General features: G+C 66.6%; 15 protein-coding genes and 1 pseudogene. 10 read left to right on the forward strand and 6 right to left on the reverse strand.

Features of this window, described 5'->3' with window-relative positions; genetic code table 11:
* Positions 1-235 precede the first annotated feature (235 nt).
* Positions 236-412 (reverse strand): hypothetical protein, encoded by a 177-nt coding sequence (locus tag R1Z03_RS09520; RefSeq protein ID WP_317360499.1) that lies wholly within the window; start codon positions 410-412, stop codon positions 236-238.
* Positions 413-426: 14 nt separating this feature from the next.
* Between R1Z03_RS09520 and R1Z03_RS09525 the strand changes: the two are divergent.
* Positions 427-1,161, forward strand: a pseudogene (locus tag R1Z03_RS09525) (type VI secretion system tip protein VgrG); the annotation flags it as partial.
* 11 nt (positions 1,162-1,172) lie between these two features.
* A complete protein-coding gene (locus R1Z03_RS09530; RefSeq protein ID WP_317359018.1) occupies positions 1,173-1,625 on the forward strand; it encodes a hypothetical protein in 453 nt (150 codons plus the stop codon).
* 19 nt (positions 1,626-1,644) lie between these two features.
* Here R1Z03_RS09530 and R1Z03_RS09535 read toward each other — a convergent pair whose 3' ends face one another.
* Complete coding sequence (locus R1Z03_RS09535; RefSeq protein WP_317359021.1) at positions 1,645-2,634, reverse strand: DUF2169 domain-containing protein; 990 nt, start codon at positions 2,632-2,634, stop codon at positions 1,645-1,647.
* Between the two features lie 56 nt (positions 2,635-2,690).
* On the opposite strand from R1Z03_RS09535, the gene R1Z03_RS09540 reads away from it, so the two are divergent.
* The 6 genes from R1Z03_RS09540 to R1Z03_RS09565 all read left to right on the forward strand — a co-directional run bounded on the left by R1Z03_RS09540 (position 2,691) and on the right by R1Z03_RS09565 (position 11,928).
* Positions 2,691-3,968 carry a hypothetical protein gene (locus R1Z03_RS09540; protein WP_317359024.1) on the forward strand — a complete coding sequence of 426 codons (1,278 nt, stop codon included), beginning with the start codon at positions 2,691-2,693 and terminating at the stop codon, positions 3,966-3,968.
* Positions 3,965-5,080 (forward strand): 3-oxoacyl-ACP synthase, encoded by a 1,116-nt coding sequence (locus tag R1Z03_RS09545; RefSeq protein WP_317359027.1) that lies wholly within the window; start codon positions 3,965-3,967, stop codon positions 5,078-5,080. Before R1Z03_RS09540 ends, R1Z03_RS09545 begins: the two co-directional genes overlap by 4 nt.
* A 3-nt stretch (positions 5,081-5,083) precedes the next feature.
* On the forward strand, positions 5,084-9,919 hold the full coding sequence (locus R1Z03_RS09550) for an RHS repeat-associated core domain-containing protein (protein WP_317359030.1): 4,836 nt from the start codon (positions 5,084-5,086) through the stop codon (positions 9,917-9,919).
* Positions 9,916-10,272: a hypothetical protein gene (locus R1Z03_RS09555; protein ID WP_317359032.1), complete on the forward strand. Its 357-nt coding sequence runs from the start codon at positions 9,916-9,918 to the stop codon at positions 10,270-10,272. Before R1Z03_RS09550 ends, R1Z03_RS09555 begins: the two co-directional genes overlap by 4 nt.
* A gap of 61 nt (positions 10,273-10,333) precedes the next feature.
* Complete coding sequence (locus R1Z03_RS09560; protein WP_317359034.1) at positions 10,334-11,173, forward strand: hypothetical protein; 840 nt, start codon at positions 10,334-10,336, stop codon at positions 11,171-11,173.
* A 452-nt stretch (positions 11,174-11,625) separates the two neighbouring features.
* The gene (locus tag R1Z03_RS09565) at positions 11,626-11,928 is read left to right on the forward strand and encodes a hypothetical protein (RefSeq protein WP_317359037.1); all 303 of its coding nucleotides are present in this window, start codon (positions 11,626-11,628) and stop codon (positions 11,926-11,928) included.
* A gap of 80 nt (positions 11,929-12,008) precedes the next feature.
* On the opposite strand, the gene R1Z03_RS09570 is transcribed toward R1Z03_RS09565, so the two are convergent.
* The 3 genes from R1Z03_RS09570 to R1Z03_RS09580 form a co-directional block, all read right to left on the reverse strand.
* A complete protein-coding gene (locus R1Z03_RS09570; RefSeq protein ID WP_284407761.1) occupies positions 12,009-12,785 on the reverse strand; it encodes an ABC transporter permease in 777 nt (258 codons plus the stop codon).
* Positions 12,782-13,606, reverse strand: a complete 825-nt coding sequence (locus R1Z03_RS09575) for an ABC transporter ATP-binding protein (protein WP_284407760.1) — start codon at positions 13,604-13,606, stop codon at positions 12,782-12,784. The genes R1Z03_RS09570 and R1Z03_RS09575 overlap by 4 nt, the downstream gene beginning before the upstream one ends.
* A gap of 174 nt (positions 13,607-13,780) precedes the next feature.
* A complete protein-coding gene (locus tag R1Z03_RS09580; RefSeq protein WP_317359040.1) occupies positions 13,781-14,812 on the reverse strand; it encodes an ABC transporter substrate-binding protein in 1,032 nt (343 codons plus the stop codon).
* Positions 14,813-15,118: 306 nt separating this feature from the next.
* Here R1Z03_RS09580 and R1Z03_RS09585 point away from each other — a divergent pair, with 306 nt between their 5' ends.
* Together R1Z03_RS09585 and R1Z03_RS09590 are read left to right on the forward strand one after the other, a co-directional pair.
* Positions 15,119-15,916: a M91 family zinc metallopeptidase gene (locus R1Z03_RS09585; RefSeq protein WP_317359042.1), complete on the forward strand. Its 798-nt coding sequence runs from the start codon at positions 15,119-15,121 to the stop codon at positions 15,914-15,916.
* A 137-nt stretch (positions 15,917-16,053) separates the two neighbouring features.
* Positions 16,054-19,230 (forward strand): hypothetical protein, encoded by a 3,177-nt coding sequence (locus R1Z03_RS09590; protein WP_317359044.1) that lies wholly within the window; start codon positions 16,054-16,056, stop codon positions 19,228-19,230.
* 123 nt (positions 19,231-19,353) lie between these two features.
* On the opposite strand, the gene R1Z03_RS09595 is transcribed toward R1Z03_RS09590, so the two are convergent.
* Positions 19,354-21,654, reverse strand: a complete 2,301-nt coding sequence (locus R1Z03_RS09595; protein ID WP_284411130.1) for an NADP-dependent malic enzyme — start codon at positions 21,652-21,654, stop codon at positions 19,354-19,356.
* Between the last annotated feature and the right edge of the window lie 54 nt (positions 21,655-21,708).

The following is a 21,708-nucleotide window of genomic DNA, read 5'->3' on the forward strand; positions in this document are numbered from 1 at the left end:
TGGGTAATGATCTGACACACCCTGTTGTACGTTGACGCACAAGCTGTCGAAGCGTCAGATCATTTCGATGAGTGCTTTGCTGGGTGCGGCCTTGTTTTCAGGAGCGGAATGATCGCTGCGTGCGACAAGGTATTCTTTTTGCAAAAAACATCCAGATGCAATGGATGGTTTTTAATCCAACAGCATGCTGTCAATCTTCCGCAGACCATCACCATAATCCGCCAGCCGATCCACGCTAGAAACATTTTTTCGCATGACCAATCGCCGCGTCACGATCCAAATGCCATTGGGAGAACAGCTGCAGTTTCGCCGCCTGCAGGGCAAGGAATCCTTGAGCGAGCTGTTTGTATTGGATGTGGATCTGCTGAGCGAGAGCAAGTCCCTCGACCCCAAGGCGTTGCTGGGCAAGCACGCCACGGTGGAGGTGACAAGTGGGTCGGCCGCGACCGGCGCAAGACCATCGACCGGGACGAGACCAACGTCATCCACCGCGACCGCACCGAGACCGTGGACCGCGATGAAACCATCACCGTGCACAACAACCGCACCGAGCGGGTGGACCACAACGAGAAGATCAGCATCGGCGACAACCGCAATGAAGACGTCGGCATCGACGAGACGGTGAGCATCGGCAACAACCGCAGCAAGACCATCGGCCGCAACGAGAAGGACAAGATCGGCAACAACTGGTCGATCAAGGTCGGCAGCTTCAAGACCGAGACCGTCGGCCTGGCCTACCTGCAGAACGTGGGGCTGGCCAAGATGATGAACATCGGCGCGGCCTACAACGTGAACGTGGGCGCGGCCATGGTGGTCAACGTGGGGTTGACGCAGAGCACCAACGTGCTGATGAGCCGCTCGGTCACGGTGGGGCAGAGCCAGACCAGCAAAGTGGGCAAGGACCGCACCGACAGCACCTCCGACAACTACACCGAGAGCGTGGGTAAGAACGCCGCCACGACGGTCGGCGAGGTGCGCACGCTGTCGGTCGGCAAGGAAATGTCCGTGACCGTGGGCGATGCCATCGAGATCAAGTGCGGCAAGGCCGTGCTGCGCATGACCAGCGACGGCACCGTGCAGATCAACGGGCAGACCATCAACGTGGCCGGCAGCTCCAGCGTGACCGTCGCGTCGCCGAACACCAACGTCAACCCCACCTGACCGGAGTCCGCATGGCGCTCGCACAACCGTCCTCCGTCGATCCTTCGCTTTCTCCTTCGCCCTCGCAGGGCGATCGCGCAGGCGCGGCCCAACCCGTCACGATGTGCCAGGCCACGGTGCGTGCGCAGGCCGGGCTGGACGCCTACAGCGTGGCATGCGGCGCGGAAACCTTGGAGGCCGGCGTGGGCGTGATGCTGCCTGCGCTCGTGCCGGGCGATGAGGTGCTGCTGGCCCGCACTGATGCGGGCCGAGCCGTCATCACCGCCGTGCTGGTGCCTTGTGCCGCCGTGCCATGGAGCGACCGGTCCATCCGTTTGCAGTCGCATGACTCCATCACGCTCTCGTCCGGCGCCGCGACGCTGCGGCTGACGGCCGAGGGGCTGGCCCGCATCGTTGCCCTCACCATCGAGCACGACGCGCGCGACCTGGTGGACATCGACGCTGCCGAAGTCCGGATCAACTGAGCGGCGGCCGCCGTCCGTTTCAGAGATGGACCTGCACCGCCTCCACATGGCCATGGATTGCCTGCGACAGCGTGTGGCGCCACGTCAGCGCGAAGTGGCCGTGCTCGGGCTCGATGGTCACGGTGTCGAAATGCGGGGACACGGTATGGCTCTTGCCGCCCGCCGTCCAGGAAACGTGGGGACGGATGTCGGGCAGGGTGATTTGCGACGGGCCCTGGGCACTCAAGTGGACCCACTGGATCGATGTGCCGGGCTTCACTTGGGCAGGAGAAAACTGCATCCTCGGATGCGCGCAGTTCCAGGCCGCCGGGTCGAACGATTGCGGCATCCGCCCCACGATGCCCGGCACCTGCCACTCCGCCGGCCCATAGCTGCCCAGCAGTTTTCGCCGCGGCAGCCAGGTGCGGCCGAAACACCCGAACCCTGCGGGCGAGGGCGTATCGCTCGCTGCGTGGATCAACTCGTCCGGCCATTCGATCCGGGGCAGCGGCAAACCATCGGGCGGCAGCCCGGCGCTGAAGCCCAGGCCCGTGGGGTTGGCGGGGGCGAAGGCCTGCGCATCGGCAGGGTCCTGCCCGCCGTAGGCCAGGTGATAGGCCACGGGTACGTGCAGCGCGGGTGCCTGCTCCACCGCCACCGGAAACAAGCCCAGTCGCTTGCGCCACACACGCTCGCCAAAAACGCGCACCACCCGCGCCTCGCGGCCCACCGTCACGCCCGCATCGAACGCGGCGACGGGCTTGCCGCCGGGCGCGTAGGCCACCGCGTTGACGATGACATCCACCCGCGGCTTGGAGGGCACCAGGTCGCTTTCGAAGCGCACCACGCCCTCCATGCCCTGTGCATCGAAGAACTGGTCGCCACGCAGGATCGGCAAGCCCGTGCCGTGCGGCGCCACCCGATTGCGAAAGTCCAGCGTGGCCTTGACGACCACGGTCTTTTGCAGCCCGCCATCTGGCCCGTAGCCCGGAAGGATTTCCGCGGCGAAGGGCGTCAAATTTTCCAGCATCGTATGCATCCTTTTTGCTTTCGGCCTGGCCATGCGCCAGCCCCGAGGGGGACGGCGTGAGTGTCACCCGTCTTCCCCTGGCGCGCGCCATCGACATCCCGGTCATGCGCGCATTGCCCCTGCGCATGGCGCGTTCGCTGGTCACGCAGTACTGGCGCCGCACCCATATGCTCACGCTGCCCGCACACCGGCTGGAGGCCCTGGCGGTGTTCGACGACAGCATCGTTCAGTGCCTGGCCTCGCTCAAGCTGCATCTGGCCCATGCGCCCGCGATGGAGTCGGATTTTCACGCGGAAATCGCCGCCGCAGGGCACGAATTGCAGCAGGAAGGCCCGGTCGTCTTTGCCCACGCCTGCATCGAGGTCCTCAAGCTGCAGCTGGGCCGGCCCGCAGATGTGGCCCCCGACCTCTGGAACGGCCATCTGCAAGCTCACCCCGCCGCGGTCTTCCATGCCTTGCGATTCGCTTTCGATGACGCCGTGGCCAGCTATCTCGCGCCGCGCGCAAGCCAGGCGGCTCAGCAGCAGCACCTGTCGCTGGTGCGCCTTCTGATGCGGCTCGCCATTGCGCGGCCCGCGGTGTCCGACGCCTATGCCGATGCCATGGCGGCCCTGGCCGAGCCCCTGCCCGGCGGCTTGGCGAATCTCTGCCATTGGCGTTGCGTGGCCCGTGCCGACGAGGCCAAGGCGCTGCGGGCCGTGGAGCAAGGCGAGGACGCCGAAGCAGGGTTGATCTCCCTGGCGCTCATGGGCAGCCCGCAGGAAACCACGGCCGCCAAGGCGATGCTGGCGCGATGGCCCGACTCCCCGGTGGCGCTGGCCCTTTGCGCGGCGCGCGCAGGGCACGATCTGGCCGTTGCCTTGCGTGAGGGCCGCTTTCCCGCCATGGCCTGGACGCAGCAGCTGTATGCCGCCGCCCTGGTCGGCGATGGCCCCTTGCTGCGCCATCTTGCGGCGCACACGCTGTGGGACGACGAACTCGCATGCCGGGCACTGGCCGACAGCGTGGCATTGCTGACGGGCGCTCCCTGCGACGGGCTGTTCGACCGCACCCGCCCGGCCGGCGACCGCGCCCAGTGGGCGGAGGCTGCCCTGGCCGCACTGCCCAGCGCCGGCCCGCCCCTGCGAATCGGCAAGCCGCGGCAATCGGTCGTGCTGGAAGAGGCCGCCGCAGGCGTGGGCGCACCGCTGCGCCGCCTGCTGTACATGGAACATGTCTCCCGCATGAGCGGCGCGCTGTGGATCGAGGCCGATGACCTGGCCGGCGTGCAGGCGCTGGCGCTTCAAACGGCCTCCGTGTTCGAGCGGGCCGTCTTTGCCAGGAGCGCGCCATGACGCCGCTCACCATTGCAGCCACCGGCGCCTGCACGCCCATCGGCACGCGGGCCTGGCAGACCGGCAGTGCCGTGGCCAGCCGCTTTGCGGCCTTCACCCGCCAGCCCGTCACGGGCCACATCGATCACCAGGCCACGGTGTCGCGCGTGCAGGCCATCGAGCCCGACTGCACCGGCATCGATCGGCTGGTCCGGCTGGCCGCACCGGCCCTGCACGAGGCGCTGCAAGGCCCCACCACCGCGCCCACCGCGGCATGGCCGATGGTCCGGCCCATCCCGGTCTTCATCGCGCTGCCGGAGCCACTGCCTGAGCTGCGGGGCGCCATCGATGCCCAGCGATTCGCGCTGGAGCTGCCGCGCGCGCTCGACGTGGCACCCGAGTTCCTGCCGCTCATGCTCTACACGGGTGGGGCGGTGGCCGGGGCGGATGCGCTGGCTGCGGCATACCGTTTCATGCAAGAACACCCCAGCGTGCCGGAGGTGGTTTTCGGGGGGGTGGACAGCGGGGTGGACCCGGCCACCATCGATGTCTTCCACCAACGGCGCTGGCTCCGGGTGAAAGGCCACACGGAGGGGTTCATCGCCTCCGAAGGGGCCGCGTTCGTGCGGCTCGCCCGCAAGCCCTGTGCGGCGAACTACGTCACCGTGTTCCCGCCCGCGTTTGCGCAAGAGCCGGCCTCCCGGGTGGGTAGCGAAGCCATCCTGGACGGCACTGCGCTCATCGGTGCGGCGGCCCAGGCCTTGAAGGCCGCGAACCTTCCCGCACAGGCGCTGCAGTCGTACTGGACCGACATGGACGGAAGCCCGTGGCGAGGCAGCGAACTCATGAACCTGAGCGCCCATCTGGCTGCGCAGCACGGCCATCCCGCCATGCACGATCCCGCCGCGTTCCTGGGCGAAGTCGGCGCCGCCTGGGTGCCTTTGCTGCTGAGCCTGCTGCACGAGATGCGCCAGGACTTGCACCACCCGCACAGGCCCGTGGCGCTGAGCGGCCACGCGGGCCTGCAGAGCGTGACCGGACTGGGCACGCGCGTGGCCGCCTGGGTCGCCACTTGGAACCACACCCGCGCACCGATGCCATTCCCATCCACCCGCAACCGCGAAGCTGCCTGACCCATGGCCACGTACGTCAACGACCGCCGGGCGATCCACGAGGGGCGCAGCACGGCCATGATTCCCGGGCCCATCAACCCCGTCTTCCCCAAGCCCAACGGACCGCCGGTTCCGATCCTCAACATGGCCCACGGGCCGGGGCTCAAAAACGGCACGGCCACCCTCAAGATCGACGGCAAGCCCGTCTCCGTGGCCGGTAGCCGGTTCGAATCCATTCCCGCCACGCCCGACCGGCTGGGCGGCATCGCCGGCGTGCGCTCCACCGTCGTGGGCGGCGCGGCCGAGCCCACCAGCTACAGCAGCGACACCAAGTTCGAAGGCAAGGGCAGCGTTCGCTCGTTCGACACGACCAAATCCAACGCACTCGTCATCAACCCCGGCTGGGCCATGCGCCTGGCCATGAAGGCGCTGCCCGGCCCCTACGACCAGCTGGCCCAGAAAGTCATCGAAAAGCTCCCCGGCGCCTTCGGTGACCAGTTGAGCGCGCTGGGCGAGTCGCTCACCGACCCGAGCGTACTGATCGGCCCCGCGCTCAAGCTGGTGGGCAAGCTCATTCCCGGCGTCAATCTGGTGGTGGGCGGTGCCGCCATGGCCGAATCCGCCATGCAGATCGCAGAGTTGGCCCAGGAGGTGCAGGACCTGCTCACGCCGCCCCTGACCGACGAGAAGATCGACCAGATCGCCGATGTGATCGCGAATGGCGTGGCGGCCATCACCATCGGCTTCGTGCTCGGCAAGATCGTGAAGCGCGCCAAGTCCAAGATCAATGCGGTTGCCAGCCGGCAGAACAACCAGGTCAACCCCAACACGCAGGCCAAGATCGTCGATGACGTGCACGTCGGCGCACCAGGCGGCGCCAGTTGCGAACTCGGCACCTGCCACCCGGTCATCTTCGCCACCGGCGTCAAGATCCTGTCGGAAACCGACTTTGCCTTGCCCGGCCTGCTGCCGCTGGAATGGCGGCGCTTTTACCGCTCGGCCGACCGGCGCCCCGGCTGGCTGGGCTGGGGGTGGAGCACGCCCTTGAGTATCGAGCTGGCCCTGGTCCACAGCCATGTGCATTACTACGATGCCCGGGGCCGCAGGGTGCAGTTGCCGCCGCTCTCGCCCGGGCAGAGCCACTTCGACGAGCGAGAAAAGATCACGCTGCAGCGCCACGAAGACGGGCGCTACAGCGTCGAGGCCACCGATGGCCTGCGGCACGAGTTCGCCAAGCCCGTGCCCGGCCAGTGGCGCCTGCCCTTGGCGCGGGTGCGCGACCGCCACGGCAATGCCATCACGCTGCATTACCCCGCCTATGACGAAACCGGCGTGGACGGCATTGCGCCGCGCCCCATCGGCCTCACCGACAGCGCCGGGCGCGAGTTGCACTTCGGCTGGACCGAGGCCGGCCTGCTGGCCGAGGTGCGCCTTGCGCCCCGCACCCTCGATGGCGTGGAGCACCAGGGCGGGGTGCTGGTGCGTTATGCCTACGACAGCGCGGGCAACCTGGAGGGCGACAAGGGTGGCAAGGGCAATAGCCAAGCCAACCTCGCCAGCGCCACCGATGCGCAGGGCGGCACCACCGTCTACCGTTACGAGAACCACCTCATGGTGGCCTACACCACCAAGAACGGCTTCACCCACCACCAGCAGTGGAGCCGGCTGGACGCGGGCGCTCGCGTGGTGCGCACCTGGACCGACACCCCCGGCCTGCTGGACACCCGTTTCGAATACGACCTGGGGATGCGCACCACCCATGTCACCGATGCCCTGGGCCGGCGCACCAGCTACCACTACAACGCGCACAACGAAGTCGTTGCCGTCACGGAAGCCGGACCGGACGGCCAATCTGTACGCACAGAAACGCAGATGGACCGCGCCGGCAACCCCGAGGCCAGCACCGACGCCCTGGGCCGCAGCACCCGCTGGCAATGGGACGCCCGTGGCAACCTGACCGCCGTCACCGACGCGGCCGGCGCCACCACGCGGCTGCGCTACAACGCGCAGAATTTGCCGACCGAGATCACTGACGCCCTGGGCCATGTGTGGCGCAACGACTACGACGCGCGCGGCGACCTGCGCGAGCACACCGACGCCCTGGGCCACGCCACCCGCTACCAATACGACCCGCGCGGCCTGCCCGTTGCCATCGAGGATGCCCACGGCAAGACAAAACACCTGCAATGGGACGCCGCCGGCCAGCTCACCGCCTACACCGACTGCTCGGGCCGCACCACCCGCTACCAGTACGACATCCTGGGCAACCTGGCCGCCAGCATCGATGCCCTGGGCCAGGCCACGCGCTACCAGCACGACGCGCTGGGCCAGTTGCGCATCGTCACCGAAGCCGACGGGGCGGAGCACCGCTACGACCACGACGCGCAAGGCAATCTGACCGCCTACACCGACCCCAAAGGCGCCATCACCCGCTACGCGTACAACGGCCTGGACCAGCCCGTGGAGCGCCAGGACCCGCAGGGCCAAAGCCTGCGCTACCGCTACGACGCGGTGGGGCGGCTCGTGGCGCTGCAAAACGAGAACGGCGCCTGGTACCAGTTTCACTACGACGCGGCTGACAACCTGGTGCAGGAGATCGGCTTCGATGGCCGAATCCAGCGCTACCGGTACAACGCGGCGGGCGAGCTGACCGAGTTGCACGAACGCGATGCCGCGCAGCCGCCGGACACGCCGTACGACATGGCGCCCGATGCGCCATTGCCCAAGCGCACGCACTTCCAGCGCGACCTGCTGGGCCGGCTGCTGGCCAAGGTCCACAGCAATGGAGAGGCGGCCAGCTACGCCTACGACCTGCTGGGCCGCATGGTCGGCTGCGCCAACGCGCAGGCCCAGGTTCGATTCGCCTACGACCCACTGTCGCAACTGGTCGAGGAAACGCAGGTCCATTTGGGCGATGCCCAGGCAGACAGCGCGCAGGCGCAGGCGGATCGGCACTTCACCTTCCGCCACGCCTACGACGCCCTGGGCAACCGAATCGCCAGCGTGTTGCCCAGCGGCAAGAACGTGCAATGGCTGTACTACGGCTCCGGGCACCTGCACCAGATCCGGGTGGATGGCCACACGATCAGCGACATGGAGCGCGACGCGCTGCACCAGGAGATATCGCGCACACAAGGGGCGTTGACCAGCCGCTACGGCCTCGATCCCATGGGCCGGCTGGTGGCGCACAAAGTGAGCCGGGAAGCCGCCCTGAAAACGCTGCCCGGCGCGGCCACGGAGGCGTCGTTGCGGGACCGGGACCCACCACCCGGAATGCCCGGACCACCGGGCCTGACCGACCTGCTGGCCCGTCTGCCGCACCTGCCATCAGGCCATCGGATCGCGCGGCACTACCAGTACGACCGGGGCGGCAACCTCACGGCCACGCAGGACAGCCTGCGGGGGGCCAGCGAATACCGCTACGACGCGCTGGGCCGCATCCTGTCGGCGCACAAGGGCACGCGAAGCACGGCGCAGGGCACGCAGCAGGGAGAAGACCGCGAGCAATTCACGTTCGACCCGGCCGGCAACCTGCTCAACCCGAACCGGGGCGGCGAGCAAAGCGCAGGCGGCGTGAGCCACGAGCGGGAAAAAGTGCCCACCAACCGACTCACCGTGTACCAGGACCTGCGGTTCACGTACGACCTGCATGGCAACGTCGTGCAGCGGTTGGTGGGCTGGCACACGGTGCAAAACTTCCGCTACAGCGCGGAGCACCAGATCGTGGAGGCTACCGTCACGCGCTACCGGGAGCGGCCGATGCCGAAAGCCGTGCAGGCTGGGCAAGTCCAGACCGAGCCGCCCGCGACCGTGCAGACCACGCGTTACCGGTACGACGCGCTGGGGCGGCGCATCGACAAGACGGACGCCTTCGGCAAGACCCGGTTCGTGTATGACGGCGACCTGCTTGCCGGGGAGATGCGGGGCAGCAAAGTCAGCGAATACCTGTACGAGCCGGACAGATTCGTGCCGCTGGCCAAACTGGAGTCAGAGGCGAAACAGGCTCCAGCGCAAATACCACTAGGGCATATTGCTACAAAAAATGTAGCAAATGAGAAAGCCGAAGACAAAGACTTCGCCATCTACTACTACCAGTGCGACCAGATCGGGGCGCCGCAGGAGCTGACGGACGAGGCGGGGCGGATCGTGTGGGCAGCCAGCTACAAGGTATGGGGGCAGGCGCAGGCGCTGCAGATGCTTCGCACGGGGACCGGCACCGATGGGGAATCGGCGGTGTTCACGGCCAATGAAAGACCGCTGGCATTGGCGGCCAGTGGAGAGGTCCAAAGCCTCAGCCTGGTGGAGCAGCCGCTGAGGTTCCAGGGGCAGTACTTCGACGGGGAAACGGGGCTGCATTACAACCGCTTCCGGTATTACGATCCGGTGACCGGCAGATTCGTGCATCAGGATCCGGTCGGATTATTGGGAGGGATGAACCCATTTCGATATGCATCTAATCCTATGGCTTGGATCGATGCGCTTGGCCTGACCCCGAAAAATACTACTGACGGTGCTGGTAACTGTGTTCCGCTCGATCAATATGGTATACCGGACGCCACTTTCGAACCTAAGCCAGGAGCTGGAAAATATAAGCGCGATTCTGCAATGGGCCCCACTGCCAAGCAAACTGCGTCAGTACAGGGAAAAGCCTGTGTTGTATGTGGGAATACTGCTCCTAATATGATTGCTGATCATATTGACGCGTTGGTCGTTGAGCATTTCAGAACAGGCACTAATGATAAGGCTACCCAAACTTGCGTGACGGCTGTTCAGCCTCACTGTCCGGTTTGTTCTCCTAAGCAAGGACAAAAAGCAAGTACATTTTCCAAGCGGATGAAGAAGAAATTAGGAATCAAATGACTGTAAAAGATGAACAATCTGCAATTTGCAAAAAGTACAATTGCACCCCTCTGGAGTTTAATCCTTCAATCAACGTTGGTGTAAATCTTGCATCATTAAGCCAGCAGCCAATTTATGGTGTTCGAGTTCGGCCAACTAGTGATACATCAGGATGGTATTTCTGGGGGGGGGAGTATTCCGATGATGATGGCTTCTTTCAGCCTGTGCATGGCGCTCACATCATAGAAAAAGTGCCAAGTTTAGGTAAATATCTTGCCTTACCCCCTGGGTATAAATTCATTGTGGACGATGAGGGCTACGAGGATGTCTGGTACGACCCCTCTGCGTTTGTGCGCGCTGGCCAGGAGCCGTAAGGTCGGCATGTTGAAAGGGGTTTGAATGGCGGCTGGACACCACTTTCCAGAAATAGAGTCCTTGACGGCATGGATGGCGCAAGATCTGAAGCGGCAGGAATCTATTTGCGAAGAAATTCTGGAAAAACTCCCTGGTCGTTTTCAGCGGGCCGGGTCTTTTCATACCACTGAGCATCGAACGCAATCGAAAGTGAATATTCCGTGCTTCTACGACGAGGAACACGAAACCCCCTTGAGCCTGGTCTTTGGTGGGGTGTTTGATTACGGCATGAGCGATGCCCATAAAAAAGCCATTCAGGCATTGTGCTCTCCCGATGAATGGCTCATGCTGAAAACCTTGGTGGAGGACCGTGCCTCACGAGAGGAGAAAGCCGTACGCCCATTTCTGATGAGCAGGTTTCCACTTTTTGAATGGGTGGCAGAAGAAAATATCGATTTGTCTGACGATTTGGAGCGGCCTGATTTTTCGACGGAAGAGGGACCTTACCCCATCTATTTGTCAACCAGCGAGGCGGAAAAATTCTTGAGCAAAAGCGGCTATCGTTTGCCGTGGGATCATGAATGGGAATATGTGGCGAAAGAATTGCGGTCGAATGTTTTCATTTGTGGAGATCAATTGCCTCGGGGCGATCTTTCAAAAAATGTCTGCCTGACGTCTTTCGGGAGTGCTTCAAAGAATAAGAAAGCTTCCAATTTTTTTGGAATCGCAGGGCTCGGTCTGGCAGCGATGACCAAAGTGGAGGGCGGCAATGGTGTGATGGTGAGGGGCGGTGCTTCCGGCTTCTATCCATTCCAAGGCCCGGCGCAATGGGCGATGCTTTCTACGGAGCTTCAAATCCCCCTGCAAAATATGCCCGGTTCTTTGGCGGGCATCAGGCTGTGCATGGATATTCCGAATTAAGCTGGAAAGCTGCAGTTTGCCGGGGCCAGCGGATACCTCGCCCCTCCCGGTTTCGGATGGCGTGCGAATGGTTCGCCTTTGCCCATGTCCAAGATGAGGGCTTGGATAAGGTATTCCCTTTGGTTTGAGGAATCGAAATGGGAAACGCATGCTGCACACCTTCGGCATCTGGCAGTGGCCGGATCAGCCGCCAAAACTCTTCCGCCGAATCGGTCCGGCCTTCTGCTGAGGAGCCGCGGCGCAGCAGTAGCAGCCACGCCAATGCAACCTCATTGCCCATCAGTCCCAGGCGCAGCAGCAGTGGCAGTAGTGAGGAAAGCGGGCCTTTCAACCGTTTGCCTGGCGATGTGCAGCACCACATCGGCAGCTTGCTGCCCAGGACGGGGCGTTCGGCGCTTCGGCAGGCTTCGCAAACCCTCCATCAGGCGTTGCCCCGTGGCGAACGCGATGTCATGCATTCCATCGAGGGGGTTCATGCCTTGCTGGGTATCAATCCAGGCACGCCAAACGACGAAGTTTCATTGGCCATTGGCCGCGCTATCCACGCCGCACAAAACCATCCGGGATGGACCGACCGGGGCAGGCTGCTGGTGGCTGCGCGGCACGCGGTTCAACCCCTCGAAAACCATCCTGACCGTGCGCAGTTGCTGCTGCAGATCGATTCCGCGATCCATAACAGCGGATTGAGCGCAGAGCAATGGAGGCGTACCAATGCCATCTTTGCCCAGATGGTCAACGCCAGGGCCAACGCGTAGGCAGACGGGTTTCATTGGCCTGCGCAGAGCGATGCACATCGCTCCCTGCGCTGCGGTCGGCTCGGTGCTGCGCCGGGGCCTCACTCCCCTTGCGACCCCCGGTGCGCCCAGCCCGTGGTGTGCTTTTCCAGCACGCTGAACAGCTCGTACATCACCATCGCCATGGCGCCCACCACCATCAGGCCGGCGAAGGCCAGGCCCATCTGCATGGACGAGCCGGCGGAGATCAGCAGGTAGCCGATGCCCTCGTTGGCGGCGGTCATCTCCGACACGGTGGTGCCCACGAAGGCGAGGGTGATCGCTACCTTGAGCGAGCCGTAGAAGTACGGCAGGGAGCGGGGCAGGCCGACCTTGGTGAGCACGTCCCAGCGCTTGGCGCCCAGCACGCGCAGCACGTCTTCCAGTTCGGGCTCCAGCGTGGCCAGGCCCGTGGCGATGTTGACCATGATCGGAAAGAAGCTGATGAGAAAAGCCGTGAGGATGGCCGGCCCCACGCCGATGCCGAACCACACGACGAGGATGGGCACGAAGGCCGCCTTGGGCAGGGCGTTGAAGGCGGTCATCAGCGGATAGACGGCGGCATACGCCAGCCGCGACGATCCGATGACGAAGCCCAGCAGCACCCCGACCACGATGGCGATGCCGAAGCCCGCCATGGTGACCCAGAAGGTGCGCCAGGCGTGGCCCGCGATGATCCACTTGAACTCCACGAACTGCGTCCAGATCGCCCAGGGACTCGGGAAGATGAACTCCGACACCCCCAGGCCCGAGCAGATCACCTGCCACAGCACCAGCACCGAAAACAGCAAAACCCAGGGCGACCAGCGCTCCACCCGTTTCTTGTGCAGCGCGTTCATTGCGTGATCTCCCCGCCGGTCTTGCGCAGGGCGCCGATGTGGCCGCGCAACTCCAGCACGATGTCGGTGAATTCCTTGGTGTAGGTCAGTTCCAGCTCGCGCGGGCGCGGCAGTTCGATGTCGCGCTTGACCACGAAGCGGCCGGGGCTCTTGCTCATCACGTACACGGTGTCGGCAAGGAAGACGCTCTCGCGCAGGTCGTGCGTGACGAGGATGACGTTGAACTGCTGCTCGGCCTGCAGGTCGCGCAGGATGCACCACAGCTCCTCGCGCGTGAAGGCGTCGAGCGCGCCGAAGGGCTCGTCCAGCAGCAGCATCTTGGGCTCGTGGATGAGGGCGCGGCAGATGCTGGCGCGCTGCTGCATGCCGCCCGACAGCTGCCAGGGGAATTTGTCTTCGTAGCCGGCCAAGCCCACCTTCTGCAGCAGGGCGCGAGCGCGGGCCTCGTATTCCTTGCGGCGGGCCTTGAACTGGCTGCGGTGCGGCTCGACGATCTCCAGCGGCAGCAGCACGTTGGCGACGGTGGTGCGCCAGGGCAGCAGCGAGGGCGCCTGGAAGGCCATGCCCGAGATCTTGAGCGGGCCGGTCACGGGCTGGCCGTCGATGCGGATCTTGCCCATCGACGGCATGCGCAGCCCGGTGGCCAGCTTCATGAAAGTGGACTTGCCGCAGCCCGAGGGCCCCACGATGGCGATGAACTCGCCGCGGCGCACCTGCAGGTCGATGGCCTCGACGGCAAAGTGGTTGGCGCGCAGCAACTCTTCGTTGTAGGCGAGCCAGACATCGCGAAAATCCACGAAATAGGTGTCGTCGGCCTGCATGGGATGAGAGATGGGTTTGGAATGAAAAGGGCCACCAGCACAATTGGTACTAGGGCATATTGCTATTAAATTTGTAGCAATTGCCGGGTGGCGCGTGGCGCGTGGCACGTGGCGGGTTCGGGAGGGCCGGACGGGCCGGGGGGCTGACCCCCCATGGGCCGGCCCCCGGTGTCATCACTTCCTGGGAAGGATGTTGAGCTCGGCCGCCGGCGGCAGGAAGCTGCCGTTCCACACCGTCTCGGCGTTCACGCGGGACTTGGTGCTGAAGGCGTCGGACACCTGCGAGGCCATCAGCGCCAGGCGCTGCGGCTTCGCCTGGCCGAAGCCTTCGGCCCGCGCGTCGGCGCTGTTGACCACGGTGTCGATGGCCAATTGCAGGCGGCGGGTTTCCAGGGCCACGTTCACGATGCCGTCGCGCTCCTTCACGGAGGCGATGGCGGCGCCCGGGTTGGCCATGACCTCCTTCGCGCCTTTGGTGAAGGCCTTGAGGAAGGCGCGGATCGCCTCGGGGTTCTCCTTGACCAGCTTGGGGCTGGCGATGATCACGTTGCCGTACAGCTTCACGCCGAAGTCGGCATACGGCAGCACCACCACGTCGCTGGCCTTGGCGCCGCGCGCCTCCAGGTTCAGCAGCGAGGTGAAGGTGAAGCCGGTGATGGCGTCCACGTCGCCGCGCACCAGCATGGTCTCGCGCAGCGGCGGGTCCATGGCGGTCCATTGCACGTTGCCGATGCCGTTGGCCTTGGCGAAGATGGGGAAGGCGCGGCGGCCGGCGTCGAACACCGGGGCACCCAGCTTCTTGCCGGCCAGGTCGGCGGGCTTGGCGATGCCGCTCTTCTTGAGCGCCATGACCGAGGCCGGCGTGTTGTTGTAGACCATCATGACGGCCACGGGCTTGTTCTGCGCGTCGGGGTTGTTGGCGTGGAATTCCATCACCGCGGCCAGATCGGCGAAGCCCATGTCGTAGGTGCCCGAGGCCACGCGCTGCACGGCGCCGCCGGAGCCGTTGCCCGCGTCCACCGCCACGTTCAGCCCGGCCTCCTTGAAGTAGCCCTTGGCCGTGGGCAGCAGGAAGAACGCGGCCGGCCCTTCGAAGCGCCAGTCGAGCTGGAACTTGATGGGCGTCAAGGTCTGGGCCTGGGCCAGGGTGAACGCGCTGGCGGCGGCCAGGGCCACCCCGGCTTTCAAAAGGGAACGTTTGTGCATCAGGGCTCCGGTCATGTCGGTCGATGGCATCCCGATCAGCAAGATCGATGCCCGGTTCCAGGCGCTGACCCTGGTGGGGCGGCGCTGGCATGACCCAATGCGGTGCATGCTGCGGGAGGGGCTCCACAGTGGTGCCTGGCGGGCGGATCCCCTGCAGGCACGGTCGAAGGGCGGGAGGAAGGCGGAAGAAAGGCGGAAGAAAGGCGGGCAGAGCCGGGTTCGGTATTCCGGCGGCGCGTTCGCATCCGTGGTGACCGGTATCACCCCGTGGTGTTTCAATTTTCTTTTTTTGAGCGAGCCGGAGCCATGCCCATCCAGCCCAGTGCCTTTCCTGGCGTATTCATCCGCACATCGGAGAGGGCGTCCCGAGATGGAAGCGGCCCCGCGCTGCAGGGCGCCGAGTTCGTGCGGCGCAACGAGTCCGCGCTGCAGCAACTGGCCTCGCGGGATTCGGGCCGTGCGCTGCTGCGGCAGATCGAGGCCATCACCGCGATGGCTCCGCGCAAGCGGGTGGTTCTGACCCCTGCCCAGAATGGCAAAGTGCATGCGCGGTCGTTCCGGCGTGACGACACCACGCAGGAACGTGTCGGCTTGCACAACCCTTCGGACATCGACACCTACCTGAGCGAGCGGCCCGGGGCCAGTGCCTTCATGCCGTTCGTGGCGGCGGTCCCTTTGCCTGGTCGCGAGACGCCCGGTGCGGATGAAGTGTGGGTCTACACAGACCCCGAGGTCGCATGGCGGTACCCCACGCCGGAGTCCGGCGACGGCGAGCCCAGCCCCGCAGACTACGTCGCCACGCTGGCACATGAGTTGATTCATGCCCGGGACAGCCTGCACGGCATCCAGCCCGCGCGCACCGCCGACGAAACCGTTTACCTGCATCCTGTCACCCAATCGACGATCTTCCGTTCACTGCTGCCCTCAGAACTGCGCACGGTCGGCGTTGGCGCCCATGCCGGCGCCGAGCCCTCGGAAAACACGATCCGGGCCGAACAAGGGCTGACGCAGCGCCCCAGCTACCACGGCTTCACGACGGATGGTCACGGCGACGTGGCGGCATTGTCAGGGGTGCCTGGTAAAACGCGGGACGGGTCCGTCTGAAGGGCGGCCGGGCCTGGATCGCCAACGGTTTCCGTATATCGATATGCGGGTTTTCCCCAGGTGGTGGTTTCGCTTCCCGGGCGGGTGCTTCGGCACTCCCAAAAAAAGCCGGCAGGCGAGGCAAGACGATGGCTCGCATGTCTTTGCTCTCCAAACTCTCGAACCGCTTCGGTCTGGCCCGCTTCAGCGTTGACACGCCCGTGGGCCAGACACAGCAGACCCCATCGATCCCCAGTACCGCGGTGCGGCCGCCCCTGGACGGCCCGGCGCGTCGCCGCTCCAGCGCCGCAGCATCGACCTTGCCGCCGCGTGGCGTTCTGCCGGACAGGAATGAGGCCGCTGGCCACGCCAACGTCCCGGCGGCAGCGCAGGCCGCTGCCGTCCTGCCCCAAGCCACCCATGTGCTGCTCGATGCCATGGCGCAGGCCGAGCCCGACGGCTCCGCGTTGACGAATGCGCTGTTCGGACCGGGCCGGCGGGGTTTCGGCGTGACGGAGAGCCTGGTCCACGGGCTGAATCACCTGGATTTTTCGCGCATGGCACCGATTCCGGGGCTTCCTGGCGCGCCCACCGTGATCCTGGCCGAAGCCCTGGCCGCCGGGACGGGCGGCGACGCACGGCTGGCGCTGGACGCGCTGGAGCGCCTGCAGGATTTCGATCCGCAGCAGGAAATCGCCGCGGCCTGGCAGCAACGGGCGGGTGCGCCGGACGATGATGCCGCCTTGGTCTTCTACACGCCCGAAGGCTCCGTGCACGGGGGCGACGGCGAGCCGGCTCCCTTGTCACCCCCGGGTTCGCGCTCGCCATCGGCTTCGTCGATGGAAGGGGGTTCGGTCTATCACACGCCCTCGGCTTCGCTGGATGGCGGCCCTGACCGGTCGCTGCCGGGCTCGCCGCGGCGCTCCGATGCCGGCCAGCCGAGCGATGCCACCTTGGCGGCACGGCGGGCGGTGTGGCAGGTGGCGGCCGCCCTGGCCGGTACGCCCACGGGCCTGGAAGTGCTCCAGGCCATCGTGGCCCGCCCCGTGGATGCGGCCCACCTCCAGGACTTCACGCTGCTGCTCAAGGCCGCAACGGCGATGCCCCCCCAGCACGCGGAGCGGGGTGATCCTGCTGCCATCCTGGCCAGCGAATCGGCTCTGGACACGCTGACCGGCAAGGCCGTCGCCTGCGCGGCGGCGCGCATGGCGGGCGAGGTGGACGCGGCCCAGCCCCACCAGTGGGCCTTGACCGCCGTGCGCAACGACCTGTTCCAGACCGGGCCGGGAACGGACTTCGCCGCCATCAACGCCCGCCTGATGAAGACCGGCCGCTGGATCAAGCGCGCCACGCCCGAGCGCGCGCGCCTGCTGCGCAACCCGATCGTCGGCAAGTCGCCTTTCCGGGCCCTGCGGCACGGAACGCAGAACGTGGAGCGGGGCCCGGCCATCGCGCGCCACCGCCTGGCGCGCGAGACGGCGCTGCGCCAGGCCGCCGCCGCCCTGGTGGAGCCGCTGGCCGCCGCTGCGCGACGCGCGCGCTCGCCGGGCCCCGGGCTGGTGCCCGATGGCTTGCTGCGAGCGGCCGTGCTGGAGCATTGCCTGCAGACGCCGGCACCGCAGCCGCTGGAGCGGGCCGGCTTCGACGAGGCGGCCCGCGCCGACATCGCGGCCCGCCTGGCGGTCCTGGTGTCGAGCAATGCCGGACCCGGTTTGGCGGAGCAACTGGCCCAATCGAATCAGCTGCAGGCCCTGGCGGACCTGCGCCTGGATTCGCAGGCGATGAGTGCGTGGTTTGCCGAGGTCCGCCCAGCGAGCGGCAGCGACGGGGCGCAGGCGGCGCAACCCGCGGAGGAAGGAGCGCCAGCCCAGGAGGCGCCCTGGGTGCAGGCCGTCTCCACGGCGCTTGTGCGCGCCGAGGAAGAGGCCGAGGGGCGGGACACCCGGGTGCCGGTGATCACGCGCGAGACCGTGCGTTCGGCCCTGAAGGACATCATCGCCAACATCGAGGGCTCTTCCCGGCTGCGGCTGAGCAGCGGCGGGCTGGTCGGGGTGGGGCTGCGGCAGATCACGTCGTCGATCAGCGCGGTGGCGAGCGCCTTCTTCCTGCGCGGGCGGGTCGATGGCCGGGCGCAGCGCGGCCGCCAGGCGGTCTTCGAGATCGCCATGCCTCCCTATGACATGGAGCTGGTGCTGGGATCGCAGCGCCAGGCCTCCAAGCAGATCGGGGTCGGCGCCTTCGTCGGGCCGGACATCGGTGTGGCCAAGGCGGGGGTCAACCTCGATACCGTGTTCTACGGCAAGGAAGAGGCCGAAATCCAGGGCATCTCCCTGCGCCTGCCGCGGGTCGGCCGGCCGGTGCCGGAGCTGCGGGCGGAGTTCTCGGCGCTGGTGGACGCGTTGCTCGACGGCAGCGAGGGCGGGGCGCAGGCGGACGACGCCACCCCGCTGCTGCAGCGCCTGCTGCAGGACTTTCCCGAGCTGACGGTCAACCGCATCGGCCTGGCCGGCGATGGCCGCCGCCGGCATGGGCTGGGGGCGGACCTGATGGGTTCGATCGGCAAATGGGGGGCCAAGGTGAGCGCCGGCGTGGGCGGCTTCGTGGAGGCCCAGCGCAACGTCACCAAGCACTATGCCGACGCCACCGGGCGCATGCGCGTGGAGCGGTCGATCGCGGGACATGCCACGCGGGTCGGGGCCGGGGCCAAGGTGTCGGCCGGCCCGTCCGCCAGCGTGGCTTCGAGCACCTCGTTTTCCGGCGGGGTGGACCTGGCGCTCGCGGCGGTGCAAGCCGGCGTGAGCGCGGAGCACATCCTCGCGGGCCAGTTCCAGCGGCGGGAGGCGGTGTACGAGGACGGCCGCCTGCACCCGATGTCGTTCGTCGAGACCGAGTACCAGAAGGTCGACGCCTTCATGAACGCGGTGACGCCGGAGCTCGGAGAATGGGTGGAGGCCGGCGCCGACCCTGAACGCCTGGATGGCCTGCTGGCCGACATCCGCGACCACGCGGTGCCCACCCACAGCTTCGCCGCACGCTACATCGTGACGCCCGAGGCCCGCGCGCGCGACGATGCCTACCGCTCGTCGATGCAGCTGTGCGCGCAGCACCCGAGCGGCCTGCCGCAGGCGGTCTCCGCGCTGGCCGAAACGATCGAGGCGCAGTGGAAGGACCCAGCGGCCAAGCAGCCCTATTCGCTGCGCTCGTACGAGCGCAACACGGTGCAGAAGACGCAGGGCGTGGATCTGGTGGTGCAGATGGCGAGCGTGGAGGCGGCCGAGGCCTCGCACATCGACAACCGCCTGGATGTTCCGGCACAAAGGCCCCGCCGCGCGTGAGGCGCGGGGGATCGATCTTCCATCCCGGGGATGTCAGCCGGTCTTGGGGCGCCGTGCCTTGCGCAGGCGCCAGCCGTCAGCACCATCCCCCGGGCGGGGATGGTGCTGACGGAGCCCTTGCGTTCAGCGAGCCTTGGCCGCTGCCGCGTTCGCCGCGGCCAGCGCGGTCATGTTGACCACGCGGCGCACGGTGGAGGAGGGCGTCAGCACATGGGCCGATGCCGCGGCACCCAGCAGGATCGGGCCGATGGTGGTGCCGTGGCTGCCGGTGGTCTTGAGCACGTTGAACAGAATGTTCGCCGCGTCCAGGTTGGGGCAGATCAGCACGTTGGCCGAGCCCGACAGCGTGCCTTCCAGCAGCGCGGTGTGGCGGATCTTCTCCGACAGGGCCGAGTCACCGTGCAGTTCGCCGTCGCACTCGATGTGGGGCGCCGCCTTCACGAACAGGTCGCGTGCCGCGCGCATCTTGCGGGCCGAGGGGCGCGTGGACGAGCCGTAGTTGGAGTGCGACAGGAACGCCACCTTCGGCGGCAGGCCGAAGCGCTGCACTTCCTCTGCCGCCATCAGCGCGATCGCGGCCAGTTGCTCGGCATCGGGCGCCTCGTTGATGTACGTGTCGGCGATGAACAGCGTGTGCTGGTCCAGCGTGAGCGCGTTCACCGTGGCGAAGTCCGGCGTGCCTTCCTTCAGGCCGATCACCTGGCGCACATGCTCCAGGTGGTGGTCGAAGCGGCCCACCAGCCCGCACAGCAGCGCGTCGGCGTCGCCCAGGCGCACCATGAGCGCGCCGATCAGCGTGTTGGAGCGGCGCACCGCGGCCTTGGCGGCCTCGGGCGTGATGCCGTCGCGGCCCATGAGCTGGTGGTAGGCCTCCCAGTACTGGCGAAAGCGCGGATCGTCCTCGGGGTTGCAGATCTCCACGTCCTTGCCCGGCTGCAGCCGCAGGCCGGCCTTCGCGATGCGCGTGGCGATGACGGCGGGGCGGCCGATCAGGATCGGACGCGCCAGGCCTTCGTCGACCGCCACCTGCGCCGCGCGCAGCACGCGGTCGTCCTCGCCCTCGGCATAGGCCACGCGCTGGGGGGCGGCCTTGGCGGCGGTGAAGACCGGGCGCATGAACATGCTGGTCTGGTAGACGAAGCGGGTGAGGCTTTCGCGGTAGGCCGCGTAGTCCTGGATGGGCCGCGTGGCCACGCCCGAGGCCTCGGCCGCCTTGGCCACGGCGGGGGCGATGCGCAGGATCAGGCGCACGTCGAAGGGCGTGGGGATGAGGTAGTCGGGGCCGAAGGACAGCTCCTGGCCCGCATAGGCCGCGGCCACCTCGTCGCTCATCTCGGCCTTGGCGAGGTCGGCGATCTCGCGCACGCAGGCCAGCTTCATCTCCTGCGTGATCTTGGTGGCGCCGCAGTCGAGCGCGCCGCGGAAGATGTACGGAAAGCACAGCACGTTGTTGACCTGGTTCGGATAGTCCGAACGGCCCGTGGCGATGATGCAGTCGGGGCGTACGGCCTTGGCCAGCTCGGGGCGGATCTCGGGCTCGGGGTTGGCCAGGGCCAGGATGATCGGCTTGTCGGCCATGGTCTTGACCATCTCGGCCGTCAGCACGCCGGGGGCCGAGCAGCCCAGGAACACGTCGGCGCCGTTGACCACGTCGGCCAGCGTGCGGGCCTCGGTCTTTTGCGCGTAGCGGGCCTTGGATTCGTCGAGGTTCGCGCGGCCGTCGTGGATCACGCCCTTGGAGTCCACCACGAAGATGTGCTCGCGCTTCACGCCCAGGCCCACCATCACGTCCAGGCAGGCGATGGCGGCGGCGCCCGCGCCCGACACGGCCACCTTCACCGCGCCGATCTCCTTGCCCACCAGTTCCAGGCCGTTCAGCAGCGCGGCGCTGGAGATGATGGCCGTGCCGTGCTGGTCATCGTGGAACACCGGGATGTTCAGGCGCTTGGAGAGTTCGCGCTCGATGTAGAAGCACTCGGGCGCCTTGATGTCTTCCAGGTTGATGCCGCCCAGCGTGGGCTCCAGCGACGCGATGATCTCCACCAGCTTGTCGGGATCGCGCTCGGCCAGCTCGATGTCGAACACGTCCACGCCCGCGAACTTCTTGAACAGGCAGCCCTTGCCCTCCATCACCGGCTTGCCGGCCAGCGGACCGATGTCGCCCAGGCCCAGCACGGCCGTGCCGTTGGTGATCACACCCACCAGGTTGCCGCGCGCCGTGTAGTCGAACGCCAGCGACGGGTCGGCCTGGATGTCCAGGCAGGGGTAGGCCACGCCCGGCGAATAGGCCAGCGACAGGTCGCGCTGGTTGGACAGCGGCTTGGTCGGCGTGACCGAGATCTTGCCGCGGCTGGGGTTGCGGTGGTATTCGAGCGCGGCTTCGCGCAGGGCCTGCTCGGCTGCGGACAGTGTGTGTTGTGTCATGGATGGAGATCCTAGGGAGAAATGCGCAGGGAGCTTACTCCAAGCGGGGCGCGG

It is taken from the genome of Acidovorax sp. BLS4, from assembly GCF_032929295.1.
GTDB lineage: Bacteria > Pseudomonadota > Gammaproteobacteria > Burkholderiales > Burkholderiaceae_C > Paracidovorax.